Source organism: Serratia sp. NA_112.1, from assembly GCF_052691715.1.
Genome location: NZ_JBQZFO010000003.1, coordinates 118,441 through 143,267, shown reverse-complemented (window position 1 = coordinate 143,267; position 24,827 = coordinate 118,441). Strand labels below are relative to the sequence as shown.

At 55.2% G+C, this 24,827-nt stretch carries 22 protein-coding genes, 2 tRNA genes and 1 pseudogene; 7 read left to right on the top strand and 18 right to left on the bottom strand.

Translation table 11 applies throughout. From position 1 onward, the window contains the following. Positions 1–46: 46 nt before the first annotated feature. Positions 47–277, top strand: coding sequence for a DNA polymerase III subunit theta (locus ACUTQ5_RS08375; protein ID WP_445650861.1), 231 nt, complete (start codon positions 47–49; stop codon positions 275–277). A 195-nt stretch (positions 278–472) separates the two neighbouring features. Here ACUTQ5_RS08375 and pip read toward each other — a convergent pair whose 3' ends face one another. After that, positions 473–1,426 carry a prolyl aminopeptidase gene (gene pip / locus ACUTQ5_RS08370; protein ID WP_445650860.1) on the bottom strand — a complete coding sequence of 318 codons (954 nt, stop codon included), beginning with the start codon at positions 1,424–1,426 and terminating at the stop codon, positions 473–475. 172 nt (positions 1,427–1,598) lie between these two features. After that, the gene (locus ACUTQ5_RS08365; protein WP_445650859.1) at positions 1,599–2,024 is read right to left on the bottom strand and encodes a TraR/DksA C4-type zinc finger protein; all 426 of its coding nucleotides are present in this window, start codon (positions 2,022–2,024) and stop codon (positions 1,599–1,601) included. A 437-nt stretch (positions 2,025–2,461) separates the two neighbouring features. Between ACUTQ5_RS08365 and exoX the strand changes: the two genes are divergently transcribed. Then, positions 2,462–3,130 carry an exodeoxyribonuclease X gene (gene exoX / locus ACUTQ5_RS08360; RefSeq protein WP_445650858.1) on the top strand — a complete coding sequence of 223 codons (669 nt, stop codon included), beginning with the start codon at positions 2,462–2,464 and terminating at the stop codon, positions 3,128–3,130. A 33-nt stretch (positions 3,131–3,163) separates the two neighbouring features. Here the strand turns inward: exoX and ACUTQ5_RS08355 are convergent, their stop codons facing one another. The 6 genes from ACUTQ5_RS08355 to ACUTQ5_RS08330 all read right to left on the bottom strand — a co-directional run bounded on the left by ACUTQ5_RS08355 (position 3,164) and on the right by ACUTQ5_RS08330 (position 10,113). Then, a complete protein-coding gene (locus tag ACUTQ5_RS08355; protein ID WP_445650857.1) occupies positions 3,164–5,197 on the bottom strand; it encodes a S9 family peptidase in 2,034 nt (677 codons plus the stop codon). A 68-nt stretch (positions 5,198–5,265) separates the two neighbouring features. Beyond that, positions 5,266–5,919: a tellurite resistance TerB family protein gene (locus ACUTQ5_RS08350; RefSeq protein WP_445650856.1), complete on the bottom strand. Its 654-nt coding sequence runs from the start codon at positions 5,917–5,919 to the stop codon at positions 5,266–5,268. Between the two features lie 169 nt (positions 5,920–6,088). Continuing rightward, entirely contained in the window at positions 6,089–6,676 is a 588-nt protein-coding gene (locus tag ACUTQ5_RS08345; protein WP_445650855.1) for a TorD/DmsD family molecular chaperone, read from the bottom strand. 42 nt (positions 6,677–6,718) lie between these two features. Further along, positions 6,719–7,456: a phosphatase gene (locus ACUTQ5_RS08340; protein WP_445650854.1), complete on the bottom strand. Its 738-nt coding sequence runs from the start codon at positions 7,454–7,456 to the stop codon at positions 6,719–6,721. An 86-nt stretch (positions 7,457–7,542) separates the two neighbouring features. After that, positions 7,543–8,484 carry a glyoxylate/hydroxypyruvate reductase GhrA gene (gene ghrA / locus ACUTQ5_RS08335; RefSeq protein ID WP_445650853.1) on the bottom strand — a complete coding sequence of 314 codons (942 nt, stop codon included), beginning with the start codon at positions 8,482–8,484 and terminating at the stop codon, positions 7,543–7,545. A gap of 126 nt (positions 8,485–8,610) precedes the next feature. Beyond that, positions 8,611–10,113, bottom strand: coding sequence for a peptide MFS transporter (locus ACUTQ5_RS08330; RefSeq protein ID WP_445650852.1), 1,503 nt, complete (start codon positions 10,111–10,113; stop codon positions 8,611–8,613). Between the two features lie 409 nt (positions 10,114–10,522). Here ACUTQ5_RS08330 and ACUTQ5_RS08325 point away from each other — a divergent pair. After that, positions 10,523–10,612, top strand: a tRNA-Ser gene (locus ACUTQ5_RS08325). 222 nt (positions 10,613–10,834) lie between these two features. Further along, a tRNA-Ser gene (locus tag ACUTQ5_RS08320) sits at positions 10,835–10,924 on the top strand. Positions 10,925–10,981: 57 nt separating this feature from the next. On the opposite strand, the gene ACUTQ5_RS08315 is transcribed toward ACUTQ5_RS08320, so the two are convergent. After that, a complete protein-coding gene (locus ACUTQ5_RS08315; RefSeq protein ID WP_445650851.1) occupies positions 10,982–11,338 on the bottom strand; it encodes a helix-turn-helix domain-containing protein in 357 nt (118 codons plus the stop codon). A 295-nt stretch (positions 11,339–11,633) separates the two neighbouring features. On the opposite strand from ACUTQ5_RS08315, the gene ACUTQ5_RS08310 reads away from it, so the two are divergent. Together ACUTQ5_RS08310 and sdeB are read left to right on the top strand one after the other, a co-directional pair. After that, complete coding sequence (locus tag ACUTQ5_RS08310) at positions 11,634–12,821, top strand: efflux RND transporter periplasmic adaptor subunit (RefSeq protein ID WP_445650850.1); 1,188 nt, start codon at positions 11,634–11,636, stop codon at positions 12,819–12,821. Between the two features lie 23 nt (positions 12,822–12,844). After that, positions 12,845–15,991, top strand: a complete 3,147-nt coding sequence (sdeB, locus tag ACUTQ5_RS08305) for a multidrug efflux RND transporter permease subunit SdeB (protein ID WP_445650849.1) — start codon at positions 12,845–12,847, stop codon at positions 15,989–15,991. Between the two features lie 246 nt (positions 15,992–16,237). On the opposite strand, the gene ACUTQ5_RS08300 is transcribed toward sdeB, so the two are convergent. The 9 genes and pseudogenes from ACUTQ5_RS08300 to hinT form a co-directional block, all read right to left on the bottom strand. Then, positions 16,238–16,723 carry an RrF2 family transcriptional regulator gene (locus ACUTQ5_RS08300; protein ID WP_445650848.1) on the bottom strand — a complete coding sequence of 162 codons (486 nt, stop codon included), beginning with the start codon at positions 16,721–16,723 and terminating at the stop codon, positions 16,238–16,240. A gap of 492 nt (positions 16,724–17,215) precedes the next feature. Beyond that, complete coding sequence (locus ACUTQ5_RS08295) at positions 17,216–17,752, bottom strand: glycine zipper 2TM domain-containing protein (RefSeq protein WP_174352701.1); 537 nt, start codon at positions 17,750–17,752, stop codon at positions 17,216–17,218. Between the two features lie 360 nt (positions 17,753–18,112). Next, on the bottom strand, positions 18,113–19,417 hold the full coding sequence (locus ACUTQ5_RS08290; protein ID WP_445650847.1) for an NAD(P)/FAD-dependent oxidoreductase: 1,305 nt from the start codon (positions 19,415–19,417) through the stop codon (positions 18,113–18,115). A 332-nt stretch (positions 19,418–19,749) separates the two neighbouring features. Continuing rightward, complete coding sequence (gene ycfP, locus ACUTQ5_RS08285) at positions 19,750–20,292, bottom strand: alpha/beta hydrolase YcfP (RefSeq protein WP_017892435.1); 543 nt, start codon at positions 20,290–20,292, stop codon at positions 19,750–19,752. A gap of 72 nt (positions 20,293–20,364) precedes the next feature. Then, positions 20,365–21,384, bottom strand: coding sequence for a beta-N-acetylhexosaminidase (gene nagZ / locus ACUTQ5_RS08280; protein WP_445650846.1), 1,020 nt, complete (start codon positions 21,382–21,384; stop codon positions 20,365–20,367). A 29-nt stretch (positions 21,385–21,413) separates the two neighbouring features. Continuing rightward, a pseudogene (gene thiK / locus ACUTQ5_RS08275) lies at positions 21,414–22,282 on the bottom strand (thiamine kinase). Then, on the bottom strand, positions 22,263–22,850 hold the full coding sequence (gene lpoB, locus ACUTQ5_RS08270) for a penicillin-binding protein activator LpoB (protein ID WP_445650845.1): 588 nt from the start codon (positions 22,848–22,850) through the stop codon (positions 22,263–22,265). Before lpoB ends, thiK begins: the two are co-directional and overlap by 20 nt. Positions 22,851–22,877: 27 nt before the next feature. Beyond that, positions 22,878–23,267 (bottom strand): YcfL family protein, encoded by a 390-nt coding sequence (locus ACUTQ5_RS08265; RefSeq protein ID WP_445650844.1) that lies wholly within the window; start codon positions 23,265–23,267, stop codon positions 22,878–22,880. Positions 23,268–23,279: 12 nt separating this feature from the next. Next, complete coding sequence (gene hinT / locus ACUTQ5_RS08260; protein ID WP_026142310.1) at positions 23,280–23,630, bottom strand: purine nucleoside phosphoramidase; 351 nt, start codon at positions 23,628–23,630, stop codon at positions 23,280–23,282. A gap of 253 nt (positions 23,631–23,883) precedes the next feature. Between hinT and ACUTQ5_RS08255 the strand changes: the two genes are divergently transcribed. Next, the gene (locus ACUTQ5_RS08255) at positions 23,884–24,789 is read left to right on the top strand and encodes an ABC transporter substrate-binding protein (RefSeq protein WP_445650843.1); all 906 of its coding nucleotides are present in this window, start codon (positions 23,884–23,886) and stop codon (positions 24,787–24,789) included. Positions 24,790–24,827 lie beyond the last annotated feature (38 nt).

The window sequence follows — 24,827 nt, the reverse complement described above, 5'->3', positions numbered from 1 at the left end:
ATTACCTTCTGCGCTGATCCAATGCGGTAACAGTAAGGAGAATACGGTGGGTTACAATCTGGCAGAGCTTTCCAAAAAAGAGATGGACAAAGTGAACGTTGATCTCGCGGCTTCCGGTGTGGCGTTCAAAGAACGCTACAACATGCCGGTGATCCCGGAAATGGTTGAGCGCGAACAGCCAGCGCACCTGCGTGATTATTTCCGCGAACGCGTGGCGCATTACCGCGTCGAATCACACAAGTTTTCACGCCTGCCGTACGAGCCGAAGTCCAAATAGTAAAAAGCCCGCCGAGATGGCGGGCTTGAGGTTGCTGACAAAGCAGGAAAAAGCGTGGTTTTTCCTGCTTTGTGGTGATTAGCCGAAAATCAATAAATTGATTTTCCTGATTTTTTATTTATCGACCTCTACTCGCTCTATGTAGAAATGAGGTTTGCCATCTGTCTGAAGCCCGCCGAGATGGCGGGCTTCATGTCACTTTGCGGCAAACCTGTCGGTGGCCTGCATCAGCTGATGCAGGATACCCGGTTCGTCAAACGAGTGTCCGGCCCCCTCGACGATATGCAGTTCCGCCTCCGGCCAGGCCTTCGCCAGATCCCAGGCGTTTTGCACCTGGCAAGCCATATCGTAGCGACCATGGATAATCACCGCCGGGATATGGCGGATCAGCGGGACATTGCGCAGCAGTTGATCATCGGTCTCCAGGAAGCCCATATGGGTGAAATAGTGGTTTTCTATGCGGGCAAACGCCAGCGCAAAGTCATCCTCACCAAAAGAAGCCGACTCGCTGCTTGGCAGCAAGGTAACCGTCTCCCCTTCCCACACACTCCACAGCTTCGCCGCCTCAAGCTGCACCTGCAAATCCGTTGAGGTCAGGCGCTGGCGATAAGACGCAATGACGTCCTTACGCTCTTCCTCTGAAAGAATCGACAAGACGCGCTCCCATTTCTCCGGGAAGAATCGCGAGGCACCGTCCTGATAGTACCAATGTAGCTCCTGCTTACGCAGTGTGAAGATACCGCGCAGCACCATTTCGCTGACGCGTTGCGGGTGGGTTTGCGCGTAGGCTAACGCTAACGTCGAGCCCCAGGAACCACCAAACACCAGCCACTGATCGACACCGGCCATTTCGCGCAGCCGTTCAATGTCCTGCACCAGATGCCAGGTCGTGTTGTTGTCCAGACTGGCGTGCGGCTTGGAACGGCCACAGCCACGCTGATCGAACAGCAACACCTTATAACGCTGCGGATCGAACAGTTGGCGGTGATAAGGGGAAATACCGCCGCCCGGCCCACCGTGAATAAACACCGCCGGCTTACCTTTTGGGTTGCCGCTCAGCTCCCAGTAGATCCGGTGGCCATCTCCAGTGTCCAGCCAACCGCTGTCATATGCTGCTAACGGCGGGTACAAACCTCTTAATTGTTCCATGGCGCTTCCGTCTCTGAGTGGGTCATGCCCTCATAAAAACCGAAGCCACCCATTTGGTCAACGGTAAAACCTGAAAACTCCTACCCTCCCCACCAAGTTAGCGTGCGTTTGCTTAAAATGAATACGAACTGACGACAAAATAGCGGCTGGCCACGAGTAGCCAGCCGTGAACTTAGCCCCGTTTACGCAGATGTGGCTCGCGCATTTCCTGAGCGGTTTTGGCTTCAATGCTTAGCTCCGCCGTCGGCCGCAGCAACAGGCGCGCCAACCCGATAGGCTCACCGCTTTCACGGCAATAGCCGTATTCGCCGTTATGTAATCGCGTCAGCGCTGCGCTGATTTTCGGCAGCAGGCGGCTTTCACGATCCAACTGGCGGAAAAGTAATCGCAGGTCCTCTTCCCGAGCGGCTTTATCCGCTTCGTCACCGGACACCTCCCCGCCATCGATATCCCGCTTCAGCACATCAATGTGCTGCAACAGCTTTTGTTGCTCATCCAGCAAGCGCTGGCGGAAGAAGGCCCGCTGCGCCGGGTTCATGTAATCAGACTCCGGCATGGCCAGGAGCTGCTGTTGGTTTAGTAAGGTCACAACGTTCATTGCGCTCTCCGGTTATCACTTAATTGTTATATTATAACATATATTAATGATTAAGCGGCCACGCATAAGAAAACAAAATTGCACCTATAAACAATCGATTAAAAAAACCACTCGCTTTCCTGCTTGCATCCGACAGACGTAAGGGGGTTAATGGCTGAGCAACCCACCCAACCATAGGTAACTGAGAGGCCATCATGAGTAAGGGAATGGATAGCAAAAAAAATGCGAAGAAGAAGCCGTTGAAAACCCCTGCAGAAAAACGTGCAGGCAAACGCGCGAAGAAAGGCCAGTCGACCGGCGAGTAAGCGAACTTCTAACCGTAATTAAACCCGCCATGGCGGGTTTTTTGTTGCCTGAAATAATGCTCCACCTTTCAGTGGTTGGCAGGAGCAGGCCTGCCGGTTAAGCTAAACCTGTGCAGCTACTCTGAGGAAACCATGAATTTACGCGTAATAGACACTGAAACCTGCGGGCTGGAAGGCGGCGTGGTAGAGGTGGCCTCTGTTGATCTGATCGATGGACAGATCGCCAACCCAATGAGCGATTTAATCAGCCCCGACCGTCCTATTAGCATTGAGTCCATGGCCATTCACCATATCACCGAGCAGATGGTCGAAGGGAAACCACGCATCGCGGTAGCGATCGGTCGCTATCAGGGCAGCCCCTACTATGTCGCGCACAATGCAGCATTCGATCGCAGCGTGTTACCCGAAATGCGCGGCGCCTGGATATGCACCATGAAACTGGCGCGCAACCTGTACCCGGACATCAAATACGGCAACCAATATCTGCGCTATGCGCTGAATCTCGATGTTCAACTGCCGCAGGACACCACGCTTTACCCACACCGGGCGTTATACGACTGCTACGTGACCGTTGCGCTGTTGCAACGCATCATCAAGGATTCAGGTTGGACGCCGGAACAGATGGCGCAAATCACTGACCAGCCAGTGCTGCTGAAGAAGTTTAAGTTCGGTAAGTATCGTGGACAGGAAATTGATCGCGTCGCGCAGGAAGATCCCGGCTATTTACGCTGGATGCTGAAATCTATCGAAGACCTCAGTCCGGACATGAAGCACACGCTGAAATACTATCTAATTGGTTGAAAAAGCGGGCAGCACCGGCCGCCCGCCTGAAGGTTACTTCGCCAGCGCCAGAATAAAGGCGTACTCCAGCGCGATATCTTCATAAGCTTTGAAACGCCCGGACTTGCCGCCGTGGCCGGAATCCATATCGGTATAAAGCAACAGTTGGCGATCGTCCGTCTTCAGCTCACGTAGCTTGGCCACCCACTTGGCCGGCTCCCAATACTGCACCTGAGAATCATGCAGGCCGGTGGTGACCAGCATATGCGGATAATCCTGCGCCTTAACCTGATCGTACGGGCTGTATTGCAAAATGTAGTCGTAATACGCCTGCTCGTTCGGGTTGCCCCATTCGTCGTACTCACCGGTAGTTAGCGGAATCGACTCGTCGAGCATGGTGGTGACCACATCAACAAAAGGCACCTGCGCCACAATGCCGTTGAACAACTTGGGTGCCTGGTTAATCACCGCGCCCATCAGCAGGCCACCGGCGCTGCCGCCCATGGCGAATACCCGTTTGGCGTCACCGTAACCTTGGGCGATCAACGCCTCGGTCACGTCGATGAAGTCGTTGAAGGTGTTTTGCTTTTTGAACAATTTACCGTCTTCATACCACAGTTGCCCCAGTTCACCGCCGCCGCGAATGTGTGCCAGTACAAACACAAAACCACGATCCAACAGGCTTAAGCGGCTGGCGCTGAAGGCCGGATCCATACTGCTGCCGTAGGATCCGTAGCCATACACCATCAGCGGGTTAGTGCCGCGCGTGAAGCTATCGTGGCGGTAGACCAGAGAAACCGGAACTTCGACGCCATCGCGTGCCTTCACCCATACCCGCTCGCTGCGGTAATTTTCCGGGGTGAAGTTTTTCACGTCCTGCTGCTTGAGCATAACGCGCTCATCGCTGTCGAGATTAAGCTCATACAACGTGGTCGGCGTGGTCATCGAAGAATAGCCATAGCGCAGCAGCTCGGTTTCCGGTTCCGGGTTATACGCCAGCCAGGTAGTGTAGGTAGGATCGTCGAAGGCAATGCGCTTCACTTCGCCGCTCTGCCAGTGGATCTGTCGCAGTTGGGTCAGGCCTTCGCTGCGCTCTTCCACCACCAGCCAGTCACGGAACAGGCTAAAGCCCTCCAGCATCACCTCGATGCGTGGAGCGATCAGCGTCTGCCACTGCGCCTCATCCGCCTGCTCACTCTGGTAGAGTCCGAAGTTCTTGCCGTCCTTGTTGGAACGGATATAGAAATGCTGGTGATAGTGATCGATACCATATTCATGATCCTTACGACGCGGCACAAACATCTGCGGCTTGCTGTCGGCGCGATCGGCGTCCAGCAGCAGGATTTCCGAAGTGGTGGTGCTGCTCAGGTGGATCAGAATAAAACGATCGGAAGTGGTCTTTTCCAAGCCGACGTAGAAGGTGTCATCCTTTTCTTCGTAGATCAGCTCATCGAGCTGCGGATCGGTGCCCACCACGTGGCGATAGACCTGATAAGGCAGCAGCGTTTTGGCGTGTTTGCGTACGTAATACACGGTGGCCGAGTCATTGGCCCATTCAAAGCTGCCGGAGGTATTTTCCAGCACTTCATCAGTCCAGCTATCGTCGCTGAGGTTTTTGAATCGAATGTCGTACTGGCGACGGGAAAGGAAATCCTCCGCGACCGCCAGCTTATGGTTGTCGGGGCTAACTTCCAGCCCGCCAAGGGTATAAAACTCACGCTGCTCGGCACGTTGGTTACCGTCGATCAGAGTGTCCCAATGCTCGCTCTCGGCCTGCGGCTGACGGACGTAAATCGCGTATTCATTGCCCGGTTCGAAGCGGGTTTGATAACGGTAGCCGTGCCGGACGTAAGGCACCGAATGTTCCTGCTGGGGAATACGCGCCACCATCTCTTCATACAGAGTTTCGCGCAGCGCCTGCTGCGGTTTCAACACTGCGTCGGTAAAGGCGTTTTCCGCCTGCAGATAGTCCAGCACCTGCGGGTCTGCGCGCTCATCGTCGCGCAGCCAATAATAGTCATCTACCCGCGTGTCGCCGTGGGTAGTGATGGGATAAGGACGTTTTTCTGCCTTAGGGGGTGTCATCATTGCTAAATCATCCGCTTACCTTGATTAAGGCAAGAGTGACACGATTCCCCCCGGCTTGCCAAGCGGCGCTACGCCAGCTCGCGCTTTTTCTCGTTCACGTCGTTTTCGATGCTCTGCTTAACGTCCGCCGGGATCTTCAACGACTGCGCCAGCGCGTCGAGATAACCGCGCTCCATAAAGTGATCGACGTCTATCACCATGCAGCTCAGGTAATAAACTTCTAACGCTTCGTCTTCATTCTTCACACTCTGGGCGATCAGATCCGGGTTCAGCGGCTGGTCAATGGCCTCTTGCACCCATTTTTGCGCTTCCTCTCCTACCTGCAGCTGTTCCAGGCTGTGGTCGATAGCGCGTTTTTCTTCCGCATCGATATGGCCATCGCTCTTGGCGGCAAACACCAGCGCCTGCACCAGCCGTTTGGCGCGCAAATCTACCGGCGTGGTTTGCAGACCGAACTGCGGTTCATCCTGATGGGTTTCTTTCACTCGTTGCTTATACTTATTCCACAACACTGCGCCCACCGCCGCGCTGCCGCCGATAATCAACGCGTTCTTGCCGAATTTACCCACCAATTTGCGTGATGACTTGTTCGCAAGCAAGACGCCCACCAGGCCACCCAGTGCGGTCGGGGCCAGCAGTTTGCCGATGCCTTCCGTCCCGCCGATTGAACCGGCCTTTTGCCCAATCATGGATTGGATCTGCTGCATCCAGTTATTTTTCATACTTTACCCTTTGCCGAAGGAAACGTAGCGCGCAGGCACAGATGGGCCTAACCGCCGGTGAACCGTCAGATTAGGGGATTATTTGTCAATATACGTATGGGGGATGAAAACCTGTGTAGCAAGGAAAGTGGCCGGTTTCGCCGCTTGGCACAAACCGGCTGGCAAAGTATTAAGGCTGTTCGCCCTCTTCGCCCGAGTGTTCTTCGTCTTGTTCGTACTCCGCCAGCTCGTCACGCATCGCCTGAATGGACTCGCGAGCCAACAGCGACAGGGTACGGTAAAAACCGGTAGAGGCATGAGCTTCCACTTTGCCAAGGAAGCGGCCGCACCAGGGCAGCAAATAGTCGTCAAACAAGGTGATCTGCGACTGTGCTTCGTCTTCCTGCGCCTGATCTTCCAGCCAGGAGGCGGCCAACAGCAATGAACCGAAATGATCGGCTGGCGCTTCGCCAAGCGGCATACCGCGCTGCTGCAGGAAAGTACGTACTTCCGCTTCTGTCGCCCCTTCAACATAGGCAGAACGGAATGGTGATACGCTGCATTCACTGCCGACAAACATCGCGTTGAAATCACTGGACAGCTGGTTGACATCACAACCCTGCTGCAGACGGACCAACAGTTCATCCTGCTCCAGCGGCCAGTGCTGTCGCAGTTTGCCTTCTTTGATCAACGTAAACAGCGGCACCAGCAATGGATCTTGCGGCTGACGATAAAACAGCGTACCCAACACGCGGCAAACAACAGAAAACTCATTCATGATAATGCCTTATACAATACGGAAAAATTTGCCGGGACGATGTCACAAATCGGCCAGTTCCGCAATCGCTGGCTTGCCGCGCCGTTCGAGAAAGTCCAGCAGGCGCCGTGGGCTAACGTTAAGGATGCGCTCCTGCGGGAACTCCACTTCGGCAATAATGCGCTCGCAGTGTTCAAAACCGCCAAGCGAGAAGGCAATATGTGAATCCGAGCCCAGCGCTAACCAGCCACCGGCATCGCGCACTGCGGCGGCAATGGCCCGGCAGTTGTCTTCACTGCCCTTGCGCGAATGGGTAAACGACGAGTTGTTCAGTTCCAGCGCCACTTCATACTTGGCCGCCGCAGCGGCAACCGCAGCAATATCAATCGGGTATCTTGGGTTCCCGGGGTGGCTGATAATGTGCACATCCCCCTGCGCCATCGCGGCGATCATTGCTTCGGTATTGGCGGCCTTGTCCTGTGGCGCAAACACCGGCTCGTGGAAACCGGCGATAATCACGTCGATTTTATCCAGCATCGGACCGGTGCAGTCGATATCACCTTGCCGATTTTTGATGTTGGCCTCGATGCCGCGCAGGATGCCTACGCCGTCCACCAGACGCGGCCACACGTGCATATTCATAAAGTGCCAATAATGCGGTGCATCGGCCATATCCGGGCCGTGGTCGGTGATGGCGAAAAGTTTGATGCCCTTTTGCCGGGCTTCGACGATGTAATCATGCAACGTGCTATAGGCGTGGGTGCTGGCGACGGTGTGCATATGTAAATCAACGAGGTACATTGCTTCTCCTTCTGAGCAGCCTGCCAGAATACGGCGGCAGGCGCGGTTTGTTATTTATCGAGTTTAGCCGGTGCATCACCGGAAGATCAGTAACCGAGCAGCATATCTACCACTCCGGCCGGTGTTTCGCCGGCCTCAAGCGCGAGAATGTTCGCCGCTATCTGATCCATCGCCGCTTCCGGTAAGGTGATGGCAGCAATATGCGGGGTAATGGTGACACGCGGATGACGCCAGAACGGATGCGCCTGCGCCAGCGGCTCAGTGACGAACACGTCCAATGTAGCGGCGGCAAGCCGGCCTTGCTCCAGCGCCTGTAACAGATCCTCCTCAACCAGATGCGCGCCGCGTGCCAGGTTGATCAGATAAGCCCCCGGAGCCAAATGCGCGAACAGCTGCTGATTGAGGATCCCGGCGGTTTCCGGCGTATTGGGCAGCAGATTGATCAGCAATTGCACACCATCGAGAAACGCGGCGCGCTGTTCGACTCCGGCAAAGCTCTGCACGCCGTCGATTTGTTTGGGGCTGCGGCTCCAGCAACGTACGTTAAAACCAAACGCCGTCAGCTTCTGCGCCACGCTTTTCCCCAACACTCCGGCGCCGAGAATGCCAATAGTGAAGTTATCCTGCTGATGGGGATCGAGCGGCCGCCACTCTTGCTGCTGTTGCAACAGCAGATATTCATCAAAACGGCGGAAATAGCGCAACACATAGCTCAGTGCATATTCCTGCATCTGTTGCGCCATGCCGGTATCTTCAAGGCGCAGCAACGGCACACCTGCCGGCAGGGTACCCGGGTAGGCACGTTCTTGCTCCAGAATAGCGTCAACGCCGGCACCGAGGGCAAACACGCCTTTCAACCGACCACGGCTAGCCAACATCTCATGGGGGGGGCGCCACACCAGCGCGTAATCCGCCGGACGATCATCGCCCGGTTGCCAGGCACGTACCTTAGCTTGCGGCAGGCGCTGTGACAGGCCGGTTAGCCATTCCTCGGCATTAAAGAAAGGGTGGTAAAAAATGATGTTCATCTTCGCATCTCCGTCTGTTTTTATCTGTTTCCACCCAGACTTCCGCGATTCGCCGACAGATGCAAGCGTTAAAGCCCAAAACGAAAACAGCCCCGACCAGTGGGGCTGTTTTTATGCTGCGGGATCTCAGGCGGCGACAGGCGTGTCGTGCCTGATAAGACGGCGCAGCAGCGGGATAAAAATCAGCATCACCACGCCGACGCCTGCGGCTCCCCAGCCCAGCACGCTGAACACTTCGCTGTAACCAGGGTTGGTCAACACCGGAGTACTGCCGCTGTTTTCCGGCATCAGGCCCGAAACGTAGCCCGCCAATACCGAAGCGACGCCGGTGACCATCATCCAGCAACCCATCATCACCCCCTGATAGCGCGGGGGAGCTAATTTGCCGATCATCGCGTAGCCGATCGGGGAAATCATCAATTCACCGATGCTCTGCAGCACATAACTGATGGCAATCCATTTAAACGCTACCAGCCCGTCACCGCCGGCTAGGCTGATACCCAATGGCAGTACCAGCATACCCAGCCCGATACAAAACAACGAACCGGAGAACTGCATCGGAATGTCGATTTTGCAGCCACGGGCGCGCAGACTATTGAACCACCAGGCCATCAACGGCCCACCAACCACGATAACCAGCGTATTGATGTTCTGGATCCACTGCGGTGCCACCTGAATACCGTAGACGTTCAGGTTGATATTGTGCTCGGAGAACAGCATCAGCCCCATCGGCGCCAACTGATACAGCGCCCAAAACACCAATGAGCCCAGCGACAAGATAAGGTAAGCCGTCATCCGGCGGCGTTCGTCACGCGGGTGATGACGTAACGTGACCACGCACAGCATCAGGAAAATCAGCACGCCAAGGCCAATAACGAAATAACCGCTGAACTCCGCGTGGGTCAACATCACGCGGATAATAGGCACCAACCCCACCAATACCGCTAACCCGACCAGCATGCGCCAGCGATATTCTCCACGGCTGGCATCATGCAATGGTGTGTTGAGGTCGGCCAGAATGCGCCAACGGCTGACGGCGACGATGATTGCCGCCGCATTGCCCAGAGTGGCGAACAGGAACAGCGCGCGATAGTTTTCGGTCAGTTGGAAATAGCCAGCGACGGTAAAACCGACAAAGAAACCCAGGTTCATCCCGGCGTAGTTCCACAGGAAGGCTGATTCGCGCCGATCGTCGTCCGGCTTAAAACGCTGGGTCAACATCATATTAATGCAGGTGACGTTCAGCCCACTGCCGGTCAGAAACATCGCCAGGCCCCAGTAGAGTCCCCAAACCCCGGCAACGGCGATCAACCCGCAACCGATCACCTGCAGCATCATACCCAGCACGAACAGGTTGCGGTTACTGAGGAAGCGCCCACCCAGATAGCCACCGAACATATGCAAGCCGTAGTTGAACGCCCCGAATACGCCCATCATGGCGTTGGCGTTAGTTTCGCTGAAACCAAGTCGCTTGGTGGCGTACAGAACTAACGTGGAGTACAGGACGGCAAAACCCAGCGTGGCGAAGATTTGGATAAAGAACAGTGCCCCGGCCCCCGGAGGAATGGCATGGCGCTGAGGCGCCGTTGGTGTGGAATCTGTCGAAGTCAAAATGAACCTCTGCTGCATTATTATTTGTTAGATCAATCCCTGTCTGCTTATCGCCGGGTCGTTGCCCGGCAACCTGCGCGGCGGTGTGAAGATCCTTGCCAAAACCCCGCGCCAGCACCTTTCCATTTAGCGATACATATGACTAATAATCCAGTATTAATGCATACAACAGCACTGCAGGCCTCACTCTTGCTGATATATTGAGCTAATGCATACTAAAGCGTTCAAATATTAGTCTGCTATATAATTTACGCCATGTCTCCCCATCAATTGCTGCGACATGATGGGCGATCGCTCGGTAAATCAGCAAATTGCTGCAAGTTTAGCTAAACAGTCATGGTTATGTCACAAGAGGGTTGACGCTGGGATCAGATTCTCCTACATTAGCGCCCGTCGACAGCGCAATGCGTTAGCGATGAAGTAAAACGGTGAGGTGTCTGAGTGGCTGAAGGAGCACGCCTGGAAAGTGTGTATACGCGAAAGTGTATCGAGGGTTCGAACCCCTCTCTCACCGCCATATTCCACGAGAAAGCCTGAACGCAAGTTCAGGCTTTTTTGTTGTCTGCAAGACAGGGAATTCGGGTGTCAGGCCCCCACCCCTGCCGTTCGCCGCAGTTTTCAGCAAAGCGAACACGGCTTAAGCGGACGCGCCGAAACGCAGAAATTCTGCTTGACCGGATCGCTCGCTCTCCCTATAGTAGCGCCCCGTTGCAGCAGTGAGCACGCAACGACAAAATACGGTGAGGTGTCTGAGTGGCTGAAGGAGCACGCCTGGAAAGTGTGTATACGCGTAAGTGTATCGAGGGTTCGAACCCCTCCCTCACCGCCATATTTTACGAGAAAGCCTGAACGCAAGTTCAGGCTTTTTTGTTGTCTGCAATTCGCCTCAGTGCGTGCGACCAGCCGCCATGGATGGCTGCATCACGGAGCGACGCCAGTCGCCCGGGGTTTGCCCGTAATGGCGTTTAAAACTGCGATTGAAGGACTGCTGCGAGTCAAAGCCGAGTGAGATCGCCACGCTGACGATCGGTTCGCCGCTGTTGGCCAGGCGCTCTGCCGAGACCCTCAGCTTCTGCATGCGAATATATTCTCCCAGTGCGTAACCGGTCTGGCGTTTGAACATTCGTTGCAGGTGCCACTTGGAATACCCCGCGCGGCCCGCTACGGTATTGATATCCAGCTTCTCTTCCAGATTGTTATCAATCCACTCAATCAAATCAGTAATAAAACCCGTGCTGTTCATGCTGACGCTCCCATGACTTGGCAGATAAATCCGCTGCCCGATGCCATTACGTTGCAGCAGTTTCGCATTAAATGCAATTTTTATTATTGCATTTAACAGAGAGGCACTTCTATAATCCGGCCAATTAATGTAACCGATATTGATACATTAATGTGACAACAATGTGTTTCAAAACCTAACCGTTGCGCCAATGACCGGTGCAACCGCTCTGCCGCCGGTCACAGGCCAGGGAAGTTACCCGGATAACAGGGCCGGGTGTATCGCCAGATCGTGCTAACTACTGGAAAGAAAAATAATGCCAAGCCAGCCAAACTCATTGTTCCATTCACACCGTCGCCAAAGCGGCATCGGTATCAGCACACGCCTCTCTGCCGTCGCGTTGCTGGTCGCTCTGCTGGCCGGGTGTGACAACAGCGCCGCTCAAAATGCGGCTCCCCCGCCACCGGCCGTCAGTACCGCCGACGTGGTGATAAAACCCATCAGCCAATGGGATGCTTTTAACGGTCGCATCGAGGCGGTGCAAAGCGTCCAGCTACGGCCACGGGTTTCCGGCTATATCGATAAAGTGAATTACACCGAAGGCGATGAAGTGAAAAAAGGTCAGGTGCTGTTCACCATCGACGATCGTACCTACCGCGCCGCTCGTGAGCAGGCACAGGCCGAACTGGTTCGGGCACGCAATCAGGCGGCACTGGCCCGCAGCGAATCCGGCCGTACCGAGAAACTGATCGGCAGCCAGGCGATATCGACCGAAGTGTGGGAACAACGCCGCTCCTCTGCCGCGCAGGCGCAGAGCAACGTATTGGCGGCTCAGGCCCAGTTCGATCTGGCGCAACTGAACCTCGACTTTACCCGGGTGATTGCACCGATTGACGGGCGAGCCAGCCGCGCAATGATCACCGCCGGCAACCTGGTGACCACCGGCGACAGTGCCAGCGTACTCACCACGCTGGTGTCGCTCGATAAGGTTTACGTCTATTTCGACGTCGATGAAGCCACTTTTCTGCGTTACCAAAACGATGGGCGGCGCACGACAAAACTGCCGGTGAAGGTCGGGTTGGTCGGCGAAGACGGCTATCCGCATCAGGGCATTGTTGATTTTACCGACAACCAGCTGAACGCCAGTACCGGCACTATTCGCATGCGCGCCCTGCTGGAAAACGCTGAGCGCCGCTTCACTCCAGGGCTATTCGCCCGGGTGCAGATGCCCGGCAGTGCCGAGTTCAATGCCATGTTGATTAACGATAAATCGGTAATGACCGATCAGGATCGCAAGTTTGTTTATATCGTCGATAAGGACGGCAAGGCGCAACGACGCGATATCGAAGTGGGCCGGGTGGCTGACGGGCTACGTATTGTACAGAAGGGGCTGGCTGCCGGTGACCGGGTGATCGTCGACGGTATGCAAAAAGTGTTTATGCCGGGTATGCCCGTCGCTGCCAAAAACGTGGCGATCAACGCCGACGCTTCCGCACTCAACTAAGCCCCAATAAAGGATCCTGATCCATGGACTTTTCCCGTTTTTTCATCGACCGGCCGATATTTGCCGCGGTACTGTCGATTCTGATTTTTGTCGGCGGTGTTATTGCTATCCCGCTGCTGCCGATCAGTGAATATCCGGACGTGGTGCCGCCCAGCGTGCAGGTACGTGCCCAATACCCCGGCGCTAACCCGAAAGAGATCGCTGAAACGGTGGCAACCCCGCTGGAAGAGGCGATCAACGGCGTCGAAAACATGATGTACATGAAGTCGGTGGCTGGTTCTGACGGCGTGCTGGTCACCACCGTCACCTTCCGCCCAGGAACAGATCCCGATCAGGCACAGGTGCAGGTACAAAACCGCGTGGCGCAGGCCGAAGCACGTCTGCCTGAGGACGTGCGGCGGCAAGGGGTAACGACCCAGAAGCAATCCCCGGCCCTGACGCTGGTGGTCCATCTGGTTTCCCCTTCCGGTAAATACGATTCGCTCTACCTGCGCAACTACGCCACTCTGAAGGTCAAGGATGAGCTGGCTCGTTTGCCCGGTATCGGCCAGGTACAGATTTTCGGTGCCGGTGAGTACGCCATGCGTATTTGGCTCGATCCGAACAAGGTTGCCTCACGCGGGCTGACCGCCTCTGATGTGGTCTCTGCCATGCAGGAGCAGAACGTACAGGTTTCTGCCGGGCAACTGGGTGCGGAACCGATGCCGACCCGCAGCGATTATCTGCTGTCGATCAATGCGCAGGGTCGCCTGCAGACCGAGGAAGAGTTCGGCAATATTATCCTCAAGAGCGGCGACAACGGTGAAGTCGTTCGCCTGCGCGACGTCGCACGCATTGAAATGGGCTCCGGCAGCTACGCGCTACGTGCCCAGCTCAATAATAAGGACGCAGTAGGGATTGGTATCTTCCAGGCTCCGGGGGCCAATGCCATAGAATTGTCCAACGCGGTGCGGGCTAAAATGGCCGAGTTGTCGACCCGCTTTCCGGACGGCATGAGCTGGCAATCCCCGTACGACCCAACGGTATTCGTGCGCGATTCGATTCGCTCAGTGGTAGATACTCTGTTCGAAGCAGTGCTGCTGGTAGTTCTGGTGGTCATTCTTTTTCTGCAAACCTGGCGGGCGTCGATCATTCCCCTGCTGGCCGTGCCGATCTCAATCGTCGGTACCTTTGCGGCACTCTATTTGTTGGGTTTTTCGCTCAACACCCTGAGCCTGTTCGGACTGGTGCTGGCCATAGGTATCGTGGTCGATGATGCCATCGTGGTGGTGGAAAACGTCGAGCGTAATATCGAAGAGGGCCTGTCACCGCTGGCGGCAGCGCACCAGGCAATGCGTGAAGTATCCGGCCCGATTATCGCCATCGCCGTCGTGCTGTGCGCAGTGTTCGTACCGATGGCGTTTCTGTCCGGCGTCACCGGTCAGTTTTATAAACAATTCGCCGTGACTATCGCCATTTCGACCGTAATCTCGGCGATCAACTCGCTGACCCTGTCACCGGCGTTGGCGGCGTTGCTGTTGAAACCGCATGACGCGCCGAAGGACCTGCCATCACGCCTGATTGATCGCTTGTTCGGCTGGCTGTTCCGTCCGTTTAATCGCTTCTTTGCCAGCAGTTCACAACGTTATCAACGTGGGGTTTCCCGGGCGCTGGGCAAACGCGGCGCGGTATTTGTGGTGTATGTGCTGCTGCTGTGCGCCGCCGGGGTGATGTTTAAAACCGTGCCCGGTGGATTCATCCCGACTCAGGACAAGCTTTATTTGATTGGCGGCGTGAAAATGCCGGAGGGCGCGTCACTGGAGCGTACCGACGCGGTGATACGCAAGATGAGCGCCATCGGCCTGAGCGTCGACGGGGTGACGGATGCGGTCTCCTTCCCCGGGCTGAATGCATTACAGTTTACCAATACGCCCAACACCGGCACCGTGTTCTTTGCGCTGGAGTCGTTAAGCACCCGTACCCGCAGCGCGGCGCAGATCAATGCCGAGATTAACGCCAAGATTTCACAGATCCAGGAAGGGTTTGCGTTCTCGATTATGCCACCGCCTATCCTCGGTATCGGCCAGGGTTCCGGTTACTCACTGTATATTCAGGACCGTGCCGGCCTGGGCTATGGCGCGCTGCAAACAGCAATCAACACCATGTCGGGCACGATCATGCAAACGCCGGGCATGGGATTCCCGATCTCGTCCTATCAGGCCAACGTACCGCAGCTGGACGCGAAAATTGACCGCGACAAGGCCAAGGCGCAAGGGGTGCCGCTCAATGCCCTGTTCAGCACCTTGCAGACCTATCTCGGTTCGTCTTATATCAATGACTTCAACCGTTATGGCCGCACCTGGAAGGTGATGGCGCAGGCCGACGGTCAGTTCCGCGACAGCGTGGAAGATATCGCCAACCTGCGCACCCGCAACGATAAAGGGGAAATGGTGCCAATTGGCAGCATGGTCAGCATCAGCACCACTTACGGCCCAGATCCAGTGATCCGCTACAACGGTTTCCCAGCGGCAGACCTGATTGGTGATGCCGATCCGCGAGTACTGTCATCGTCGCAGGCCATGAGTGAACTGACGGCCATGGCCAACAAGCTGTTGCCGAACGGCATGAACATTCAGTGGACCGATCTGAGCTATCAGCAGTCCACCCAGGGTAACGCGGCCATTATTGTCTTCCCGGTGGCAGTGCTGCTGGCCTTCCTGGCGCTGGCAGCCTTGTACGAAAGCTGGACGCTGCCATTGGCGGTGATCCTGATCGTGCCGATGACCATGCTGTCGGCTCTGTTTGGGGTCTGGCTGACCGGCGGTGACAACAACGTGTTCGTGCAGGTGGGGCTGGTGGTATTGATGGGCCTGGCCTGTAAAAACGCCATTTTGATCGTCGAGTTCGCCCGTGAACTGGAGCTACAGGGCAAAAGCATTATGGAAGCGGCACTGGAAGCCTGTCGTCTGCGACTGCGGCCGATTGTAATGACCTCCATCGCCTTTATCGCCGGGACTATTCCATTGATCCTCGGACACGGCGCCGGTGCCGAAGTACGCGGCGTCACCGGCATCACGGTATTTTCCGGCATGCTGGGGGTCACACTGTTCGGGCTGTTCCTGACTCCGGTGTTCTACGTTACTCTGCGCCGTATGGTGACACGTAAAACGCGGCAACCCGTGGCGGAATAATTCATCTGCCACAGCCATAAAAAAAGCCCGGTTTTTATACCGGGCTCAGACTGATGACAAACCTCATTTCTGCCCAGAGCGAGTAGAGGCCGATAAATAAAAATCAGGAAAATCAATTTATTGATTTTCGGCTGCTCACCACAAAGCAGGAAAAACCACGCTTTTTCCTGCTTTGTCAGCAACCTAAGCCCGGTTTTTATACCGGGCTTTTCTTTGTCTTATTCTTTATACCGCATCTACCGCAGACTATTTTTCTGCTGTCTCTTCGTCTTTCTTGTCTTGCATTGCATAGGCCGCGCAGGCTCGCTTATCGCCCCGTTCCAACTCTGCCAGAGAATCCGCTACCGTGTAGCCCGCCAGTACGTTCAGCGATGCCTCTTCCACCTCGTTTACCACCGACTTGAAATACCAGCAGGCGTTGGCACTGACCAGGCAACGCGCCGGCCCTTCCGGTCGGGCGGCCCAAATGCGTTTATCATCAATAACGGCCAGATAGATATCCCGCAAGGTGATCTGCTCCGCCGGGCGGCCCAGGTGAATCGAACCGTTACGGCCCAAGGTCGAAACAATGATGCCATTTTTGGTCAGTGGCACCATCAGCTTGCGGATAAAACTCGGGTTGGCTTCCAGACCGGCGGCAAGCACCGCACTGGTCGAACGCACGCCCAGCTTCTCAGCCACGGCCACGCTAAGTACCATTTGCATTGCAGTCGGAAAGCGAAAATCTAACATGTTTTTATCTCTGTCTCCGGGAGACCAAATGCCTGGACTGGGCCGGTGTGAGATGACGTCATCACACCCACTCAACTGCACAATAATATAACAAACACTGTTGCACTATTGAAGGTATGCCCGGATAAATCGCACGGATACATTAGGTCGGGAATCGCGTCAGAACTGGCCTGCGGGGAAAACCTACCGACATTATACCCAATGAATTTCACGTTGCAGCTAGGCGCCCAGCTCACTCATCCCCAGGCGCTTACTTAAGTAAGTAACTGGGATGACAAATCTGCCGGGAGCAGATTTGAACGCTGCTAGCAGCGGCCCCAAAGGGGTGTGGCCCATGGACGGGCCACATAACTGAGTGCAGGTAACAACGCTGCAACTTGAAAGGCGACGGGTATAGAATGCAGAAACCCGCGTCAATATTAATGCCGCTCGCTTAACTGCGTTAAACGATTGGAACTAGCACTGTCCGCGGGTTTAATTCTTGTCTGTTGATTAGGCTTTGTTCAGCACCAGTTGGCCGCTTTTATCCAGCGGGATCTGGGTGCCGGGATCGTGATCCATGCGGATCTTGCCCTGCTGAGTGCCAATCTTGTAGGTCACGTCGTAACCCAGCATTTTCTGTGATTTGTCGTAGACCGTTCTGCAACGCTGCTGCGTGCTGGTGGTGCTGTCGTTATTCTGCATCGCACCCTGCACCTGGTTACCGGCGTAACCGCCGCCCAAGGCACCCACCACCGTCGCCACATCACGACCACGACCGCCGCCGAACTGATGGCCAATAACGCCACCGGCTACTGCACCCAGAACCGAACCGGCAATGCGGTTCTCATCCTGCACTGGCGCACGATGAGTGACGGTCACATTGCGGCATTCCTGACGCGGTGTTTTGATGGTTTCTTTGATCGGCGTTGCAGCAATTACCTGCGCGTATTGCGGACCAGAAGAAAAAACATCAAGACTGGCCACCGCAGCAATACCCAGTGCTGCTGCAATACCAATACCCACACCGGCTAACATTGACTTGTTCACAGGAAATCCTCCTGAAAGTGTTACCACGCATTTGTACCGGGGATTTTACCGACATTGCACCGCGCTTATTATTTTGCGCATTGGCGGCACGTGGTATTCCGGTTTACGGCGTGCGCGACGCGCCGTCTGTAAACAAGATAAAGTCTGCACAATGTTCCAGAACCTCGCAATAAGACAATGCGACCAATGATGCTGAAAATCGCCCTTAGCCCCAGTGTTTAGGAGGAATCTTAAGACTTTTACCCATACTCACGGGACATTGTGCTGAACAATCAGCCCGTCACTGCCCTATCGCACGGGGAGCGGCATAAAAAAACCCACGCGGGCGAACCGGCGTGGGTGGGTCAAGATCGGCAACTGTTAGTGCATTTTCAACCGCGGGCGGATCACCCGATTGATACCGCCGACCAACATCATCAGGCCGGTTTTAATATACCCGTGTAAAGCCACCTGGTGCATGCGGTACAGCGAGATGTAGACGAAGCGCGCAATGCGGCCTTCTACCATCATCGAACCACGCATCAGGTTGCCCATCAGGCTGCCAACGGTGCTGAAACGGGACAGAGACACCAGCGAACCATGGTCTTTATACACGTAAGGCTTCAGCGTCTGGCCGTTCATCAGCGCCAGAATGTTGGTGAAGCAGCGTGATGCCATCTGGTGCGCCGATTGGGCGCGTGGTGGCACAAAACCACCGCCCTCTTTCGGACAGGAGGCACAGTCACCGATAGCGAAGATATTCGGATCGCGCGTGCTCTGCAGCGTAGGTTCCACCACCAGCTGATTAATGCGGTTGGTTTCCAGACCGCCGATGTCCTTCATAAAATCCGGTGCCTTGATACCGGCCGCCCACACCATCAGATCGGCATCGATAAATTCGCCGCCCTTGGTATTCAGACCTTTGGCATCCGCGCTGGTAACCATGGTGTTGGTCAATACGCGTACACCCAGCTTGTTCAGTTCCTGATGCGCAGCGGCCGAAATACGCGGCGGCAACGCAGGCAGAATACGCTCGCCCGCTTCGACCAGCGTCACATTCAGTGCGCTGTTGTCCAGGCCCTCAAAACCATAGCTGTGCAGTTGCTTCACCGCGTTATGCAGCTCTGCAGACAGTTCCACACCGGTGGCACCACCGCCGACGATGGCGATATTCACCCGCTCTTTTTGCCCCGGCTGTGCAGAGAACTTGAGGAACAGGTTCAGCATTTCGTTGTGGAAACGACGTGCCTGGTGGGGGTTGTCCAGGAAGATACAGTGATCTTTCACGCCGGCAGTACCGAAATCGTTAGAGGTGCTACCCAGCGCCATTACCAGGATGTCGTAAGGCAGTTCGCGTGCAGGAACCAGTTCAGCACCGTGCTCGTCGCAAATTTGCGCCAACTGCAGGGTTTGCGTTTCGCGATTAATGTTGGTCAGCGAGCCCAACTGGAAGTTGAAAGAGTGATTGCGTGCGTGTGCCAGGTAGCTCAGCGCGTCGACGCCGTCATCAAGGGAACCGGTTGCTACTTCATGAAGCAAAGGCTTCCACAGATGGCTGTGATTGCGGTCTACCAGCGTGATTTCTGCTTTGTGCTTACGACCGAGTTTATGGCCCAGGCTGGTCGCCAGTTCCAGACCACCGGCACCACCGCCGACAATGACGATTTTTTTCTTTGGCGTTGTCAAAATGACCCCCTAAATGTGAACCAATTGTTACCTAAGGGTAAATAAATAATATCCTTAGAATACATAGGGTTCGCTTAAAATAAACCTGCTATCTGAAGCCAGAATAGCATGTGGGGTTATTTGGTCATACCAAAATTGATGTACATCAAACTTTTTTGGTTAAAGCCTGGACGAAGGGAAATTTTGAGGATTGTGATTCAAATAGTTAGCGCGAGATCACAGTTTTAAATTTTGTCCCCCAATGGGAAAAACGGGGCTTTTAGGTAAAAAAATGCCGCAATTTTTGCCTGTTAAGGACAATCATTGCGGCGCTTTCAGGCGTTATGAAACTGTTAAGGCAGGGTCTTGAATGCCTTGATGCGCTGCAGATGTGGCGACAGGTTTTTAAACTTGTGGGTCTGCTGTTCATCCCAGACAATTTCATAGTACTTGTGCAACAGTTCAGCACTGAGTTGGCTGTCCAGCACCTCGTCGTGGCGGGAAAGCACCGCCAGACAGCGATCGCGATTTTTCTCACGGAAGTCCTCGACGCACTTGGTGGCGATATCGCGATACTCTTCCGGCCGGTCGATTTTGCCTTGCATATGTTGTTCAGGAGACAAATTGGGGTTGAAGATCACCTGGCGGATACCGCACAGAAAGCCGATACGTTCGGCCCAAAAACCCCCGAGGCCCACCCCGCAGATCAGCGAATGTTTGTCGCCGCCCTGCTGAACCGCCTTGTCCACTTCTTTCAACAAATGCTGCATGTCATGGCGTGGGTGCAAAGTGCTGTAACTGATAAAGCGTACGTCAGGATCGATAAACTGCAGCTGTAACACCTTCTCATGATTGCCGGGACTGGTGGAATCAAAGCCATGTAAATAGATAATCATCTGGATCCTCGCAACAAACAGAGGGCCGCGCCGCAGCCCTCATCATTTACGCCGCACTACGACGTCCTGGGTTCACCCCGCATTACGCTGCTTGTGCTCTTCCCAGCGTTCGCTGAGCGCATTCAACTCTTTATGCGCCTGTTGCCAGCGCGCAGAGTCACGCAGCTCCTGACGGGTGAACTGACCGCGATGATATAACCGTTTCACCCGCTCTGCTTTGACCGGGGACAGGTTATCCAGCACGCTGACCGCCCCTGCACGGCTATTACATACCAGGATCATGTCGCAGCCCGCATCCAATGCGGCCTGGCCGCGCTCGGCATAACTCCCCATAATCGCCGCCCCTTCCATTGACAGATCGTCCGAGAAGATAACGCCGTCAAAACCCAATTCCTGGCGCAGGATCTGTTTCAGCCAGTAAGGCGAGCCGCTGGCCGGACGTGGGTCTGCTTCAGTATAGATGACGTGTGCCGGCATCACGGCGTCCAGCAACTGACGGTTAATCAATTCACGGAAGATCGCCATATCATGTTCGCGGATCTCAGCCAACGGGCGCGGATCGCGGGGGGTTTCTTTGTGCGAATCCGCACTGACGGCACCGTGGCCAGGGAAATGCTTGCCGGTGGTTTTCATTCCGGCGCTGTGCATGCCCTGAATGAAACGCTCGGCCATCATCAGCGCCTGTTGCGGATCGCTGTGGAACGAGCGCTCGCCAATCGCCGCGCTGACGTGGCCAATATCCAGCACCGGCGCGAAGCTGATATCGATATCCTGCGCGATCATTTCCGCCGCCATCAGCCAACCGGCTTCCTGTGCCAGACGCCCGCCCTCATGCGCTTCGTTTAATGCGGCGAAAGACTGCGCTGCTGGCAGACGGGTGAAACCTTCCCGGAAGCGCTGCACGCGGCCGCCTTCCTGATCCACAGCCACCACCAGCCGATGGTGAGAAGCCTCGCGGATTTGGCGTACCAGCTCACGCAGCTGTTGCGCATCGTGGAAATTGCGGGTGAACAAGATCAGGCCACCCACCAGCGGGTGTTTCAGGATCTCACGTTCTTCCGCGTCCAGCTCATAGCTGGCGACATCTAACATTACTGGGCCCACGGCCACCTCACTTCACTTTATTCAGAACATGGGGATGTTAAACAAAAACGCCGGTGCAACACTGCGCCCCAACGCAAAATTCGGGATCGCCGGTTTGTTGCCAGCGCACTTCAAACCATAACAGCATCAGATAATCTACCCACGGCAACCAACGCTGCACCTGTGCGCTCAGCAGAGGTAAATTTGAGTAGCCGATGCGGGCATAATGCCGTAAAAATTGCTGTTGTTCGGCTGGCGACCAGGCATTGCTGCGAAACAGTGCGGCGATGTCCAGCGCGATATCCCCGTCGGCCGCATACTCCCAGTCAATCAGCCGCAAACCTTGACCCTGTGCGATCAGATTGCCCGGATGAATATCCATATGCAGGGGAGCCAGTTTTAGCGGCGCTGGGGACCGACAGCGCAGAAAACGCTGATGCAGCTTTAACCAGGCGGGTGTCAGGCGTCGGGGATCCAGCTGCTGCCAGTAACGAGTAAACTGTCGATGCAGGCTCAGCGGGTAACCACAGGGCGGCCGTTGATGTAAACCGGCCATCAACTCAGCCAGGCGGCCTCCCTCATTCAACCGAGCAAAATCCGCTGAAGTGACAACGTCACCATTAAGCCATTGCAAAATAATCCACTGATTATTTTGCGCTAAAACCTGTGGGCCGATGTCCTTACCGACACGAGATAACACCCGCGCCTCACGCCGACGACTGACGCCCAGCGCGCTTTTCTCTGGGCTTTGCTGACGCGCCAACAGTTGCACACCTTCGCCTTCAATACGCCAACTTTCGCCGGTCAGGCCCTGCACCGGGCTAAAACGACAACCGGCGGTTTTCACCGCCGGCAGTTCGTGCTCAATCAGTCTTCGCAGTTCGGCTTCAGTGTGTAACGGCGCCATTGCCTGACCAGACGATTTCACCACTTTGCACCAGCATCAATTGCATATCCAGCGTAGGTGACTTCACATCACCACTGACGTCGCTGTACAGCACATACTGCGCGCTAACGATACGCGCCAGACCAATCGCCTTGCTGCGTGAACCCAGGCTGTCATCTGCCGACAGGCCCAGCGTCTGTTTGGCAGTAACCAACTGCGCTTCCGGCACGATGGTGAAGGTTTTATTTGATGCCAAAGCCTTGTGCAGTGCGGAAGTCGCTTTCGCAGTCTGCAACGCACCGTTGGTGTTGTTCTTCACGCTGTCGAGCAGCAACACGCTGCCCGGATTAACGCCATCAGCTTTCAGCATCTGATTGACCAGCGGCTGTACGCTGCTCAGCCAATCGAGCTGCTGGATCTTTGGCGGTTGCGGGACAGGTTCAGTCACCGGTGGCTGCGGTTCTTCGGTCACCGGTGGCGTTACCGGCTCAACGGTTACCGGCGGTTGCGGTTGTTCCGGTTCCGGTGGGCGCGACAGACAGCCGGTTAATACCAACGCGGCCAGCGCGACAAATAGATACTTTTTCATTAATCCCTCTCTCAATGAACCAAGAGTTTACAAGAATAAATACAGACGCACGCGCTTGGCATCGAGGTTGCCATTGAGCGAGTAAATAGTGGCGTCTGAATTTGGCGCAATAGTGATGGTGCGCGGCGCTTCAAAAGGCCGGATATCCAGCCCCTGATCGTCATACCAGTAGAAGCGATAGCGCACCGTAACCGGCGTTGGTTGACTGTTGCTGAGCTCCGAGGTCGCCATCACTCGTCCGGAAGCATTCGAAATCGACGGATTGTCAGCCAGAATGCCCGCGGTCAGCACCGGCGAATCCATCACTACCGTCTGGCGTTCGTTAACCGCAATGCCACGCGGGCTACTACAGCCCATCAGTATGATGGCGGGCAACGTCAGCGTCATCAGACAACGCAGGGTTTTGCTATAGCGCATTATTTTCCTCAATTAGCGTGACAGCAGCGGCCCCAATGAGCGGCCACCGACCAAATGCATATGAATATGATAGACCTCTTGGCCGCCATGACGGTTGCAATTGATAATCAGGCGGTAGCCGTCTTCGGCGATACCTTCCTGCTCGGCGATCCTGGCGGCGGCGGTGATCATACGGCCCAGAGCGGCTTCGTGCTCAACAGTAACGTCGTTGATGGTGGGGATCAGCACATTGGGTACGATCAGAATATGGGTCGGGGCCTGAGGTGAAATATCACGGAAAGCGGTGACCAGTTCGTCCTGGTAGACCACATCAGCAGGGATTTCACGGCGGATAATTTTACTGAAAATCGTTTCTTCGGCCATCTGGCGTTCCTTGTAGAGGAAAATAAGCTGTACGCAGTATGAGTGACAAATTCTACTGCTTTCAACCTGATTGCGCACTTTCCGCGTTGAGTGATGCAGAATCAGACAACCATTCAGGGAAATCTCGCCGATGTCAGCGTTGCCCGCGGCATTCATCTGATTTTTTTCACTTTGGTTATTCACTATTGTTGCTTTACTTGTCTGTTGCCGCCGCCAATAGTAACCCTATGATTAAAAAAGGATAGGTGAAAACATGCGATGCAAAACCCTGGTGCTGGGCGCGCTGCTGCTGTGCGGCCATGCAGCGGCTGAAACCAAAAGCATTATTGACCTGCAGGCTAATCAGCAACATTTGCGTGCAGCAAAAAACCCAGCCGCGATGGCACTGATCCCGGCTAATTACCCTTTCGCCGTACCGGGCAAGCTGACCGTAGCGGTGGCGTCTGAAAATTCTCCGCCACTGGCGCTGTTTGCCGAAGACAATAAAACGCTGATTGGCAGCGATCCGGATATTGCACAACTGGTGGCGGACAGCCTGGGGCTGGAACTGAATCTGGTGCCTACCTCCTGGGAAGACTGGCCACTCGGGATCAGCTCGGGCAAATACGATGCCGCTATTTTCAATATTGCCGTCACCAAGCTGCGCAAAACCAGGTTTGATTTCGCCACCTACCGCGTGGATACGCTGGGTTTTTATGTGAAATCCGCCAGCAAAATCACCTCCATCAACCAACCTGCGGACATTGCCGGGCTACGGGTTATTGTCGGCTCGGGAACCAATCAGGAAAATGTCCTGCTTGGTTGGGATAAACAGAACCGCGCAAACGGCCTGGCACCGGTGAAGCCGATTTATGTCACCGATGACGCCGCTGCTAACCTGAGCATTCAGTCTGGACGCACCGATGCATTCTTCGGCCCCCACTCTACCGGCACCTACAAAGCGGCACTGACCGGCAAAACCAAAATGGTCGGGATTGGACCGAACGTGGCCTATGTGGCAGTGACCACCAAAAAAGATAACGGCCTGGTTGCGGCCATCAACGCCGCCATCAATGGGGTGATCGCCAGTGGCGAGTATGGGCAGGTGCTGGATCGTTGGGGCGAACACGATGAGAAGATCTCACACTCAACCATCAACCCGCCGGGCATTGGTGACTAATCTTCTATCAACTGTGGTGCGTGCGCACGCATCCAGTT

Bases quoted from the DNA above. Each gene is read 5' to 3' on its own strand.
- ACUTQ5_RS08345 (WP_445650855.1), bottom strand. From the start codon at position 6,676: ATGAATGAGTTTTCTGTTGTTTGCCGCGTGTTGGGTACGCTGTTTTAT.
- ACUTQ5_RS08300 (WP_445650848.1), bottom strand. From the start codon at position 16,723: ATGTTAGATTTTCGCTTTCCGACTGCAATGCAAATGGTACTTAGCGTG.
- ACUTQ5_RS08315 (WP_445650851.1), bottom strand. From the start codon at position 11,338: ATGAACAGCACGGGTTTTATTACTGATTTGATTGAGTGGATTGATAAC.
- ycfP (WP_017892435.1), bottom strand. From the start codon at position 20,292: ATGATTATCTATTTACATGGCTTTGATTCCACCAGTCCCGGCAATCAT.
- ACUTQ5_RS08350 (WP_445650856.1), bottom strand. From the start codon at position 5,919: ATGAAAAATAACTGGATGCAGCAGATCCAATCCATGATTGGGCAAAAG.
- ACUTQ5_RS08255 (WP_445650843.1), top strand. From the start codon at position 23,884: ATGCGATGCAAAACCCTGGTGCTGGGCGCGCTGCTGCTGTGCGGCCAT.
- ACUTQ5_RS08365 (WP_445650859.1), bottom strand. From the start codon at position 2,024: ATGAACGTTGTGACCTTACTAAACCAACAGCAGCTCCTGGCCATGCCG.
- nagZ (WP_445650846.1), bottom strand. From the start codon at position 21,384: ATGTTAGATGTCGCCAGCTATGAGCTGGACGCGGAAGAACGTGAGATC.
- pip (WP_445650860.1), bottom strand. From the start codon at position 1,426: ATGGAACAATTAAGAGGTTTGTACCCGCCGTTAGCAGCATATGACAGC.
- ACUTQ5_RS08330 (WP_445650852.1), bottom strand. From the start codon at position 10,113: ATGCAGCAGAGGTTCATTTTGACTTCGACAGATTCCACACCAACGGCG.
- sdeB (WP_445650849.1), top strand. From the start codon at position 12,845: ATGGACTTTTCCCGTTTTTTCATCGACCGGCCGATATTTGCCGCGGTA.
- ACUTQ5_RS08340 (WP_445650854.1), bottom strand. From the start codon at position 7,456: ATGTACCTCGTTGATTTACATATGCACACCGTCGCCAGCACCCACGCC.
- ghrA (WP_445650853.1), bottom strand. From the start codon at position 8,484: ATGAACATCATTTTTTACCACCCTTTCTTTAATGCCGAGGAATGGCTA.
- exoX (WP_445650858.1), top strand. From the start codon at position 2,462: ATGAATTTACGCGTAATAGACACTGAAACCTGCGGGCTGGAAGGCGGC.
- lpoB (WP_445650845.1), bottom strand. From the start codon at position 22,850: ATGAAAAAGTATCTATTTGTCGCGCTGGCCGCGTTGGTATTAACCGGC.
- ACUTQ5_RS08310 (WP_445650850.1), top strand. From the start codon at position 11,634: ATGCCAAGCCAGCCAAACTCATTGTTCCATTCACACCGTCGCCAAAGC.
- hinT (WP_026142310.1), bottom strand. From the start codon at position 23,630: ATGGCCGAAGAAACGATTTTCAGTAAAATTATCCGCCGTGAAATCCCT.
- ACUTQ5_RS08355 (WP_445650857.1), bottom strand. From the start codon at position 5,197: ATGATGACACCCCCTAAGGCAGAAAAACGTCCTTATCCCATCACTACC.
- ACUTQ5_RS08265 (WP_445650844.1), bottom strand. From the start codon at position 23,267: ATGCGCTATAGCAAAACCCTGCGTTGTCTGATGACGCTGACGTTGCCC.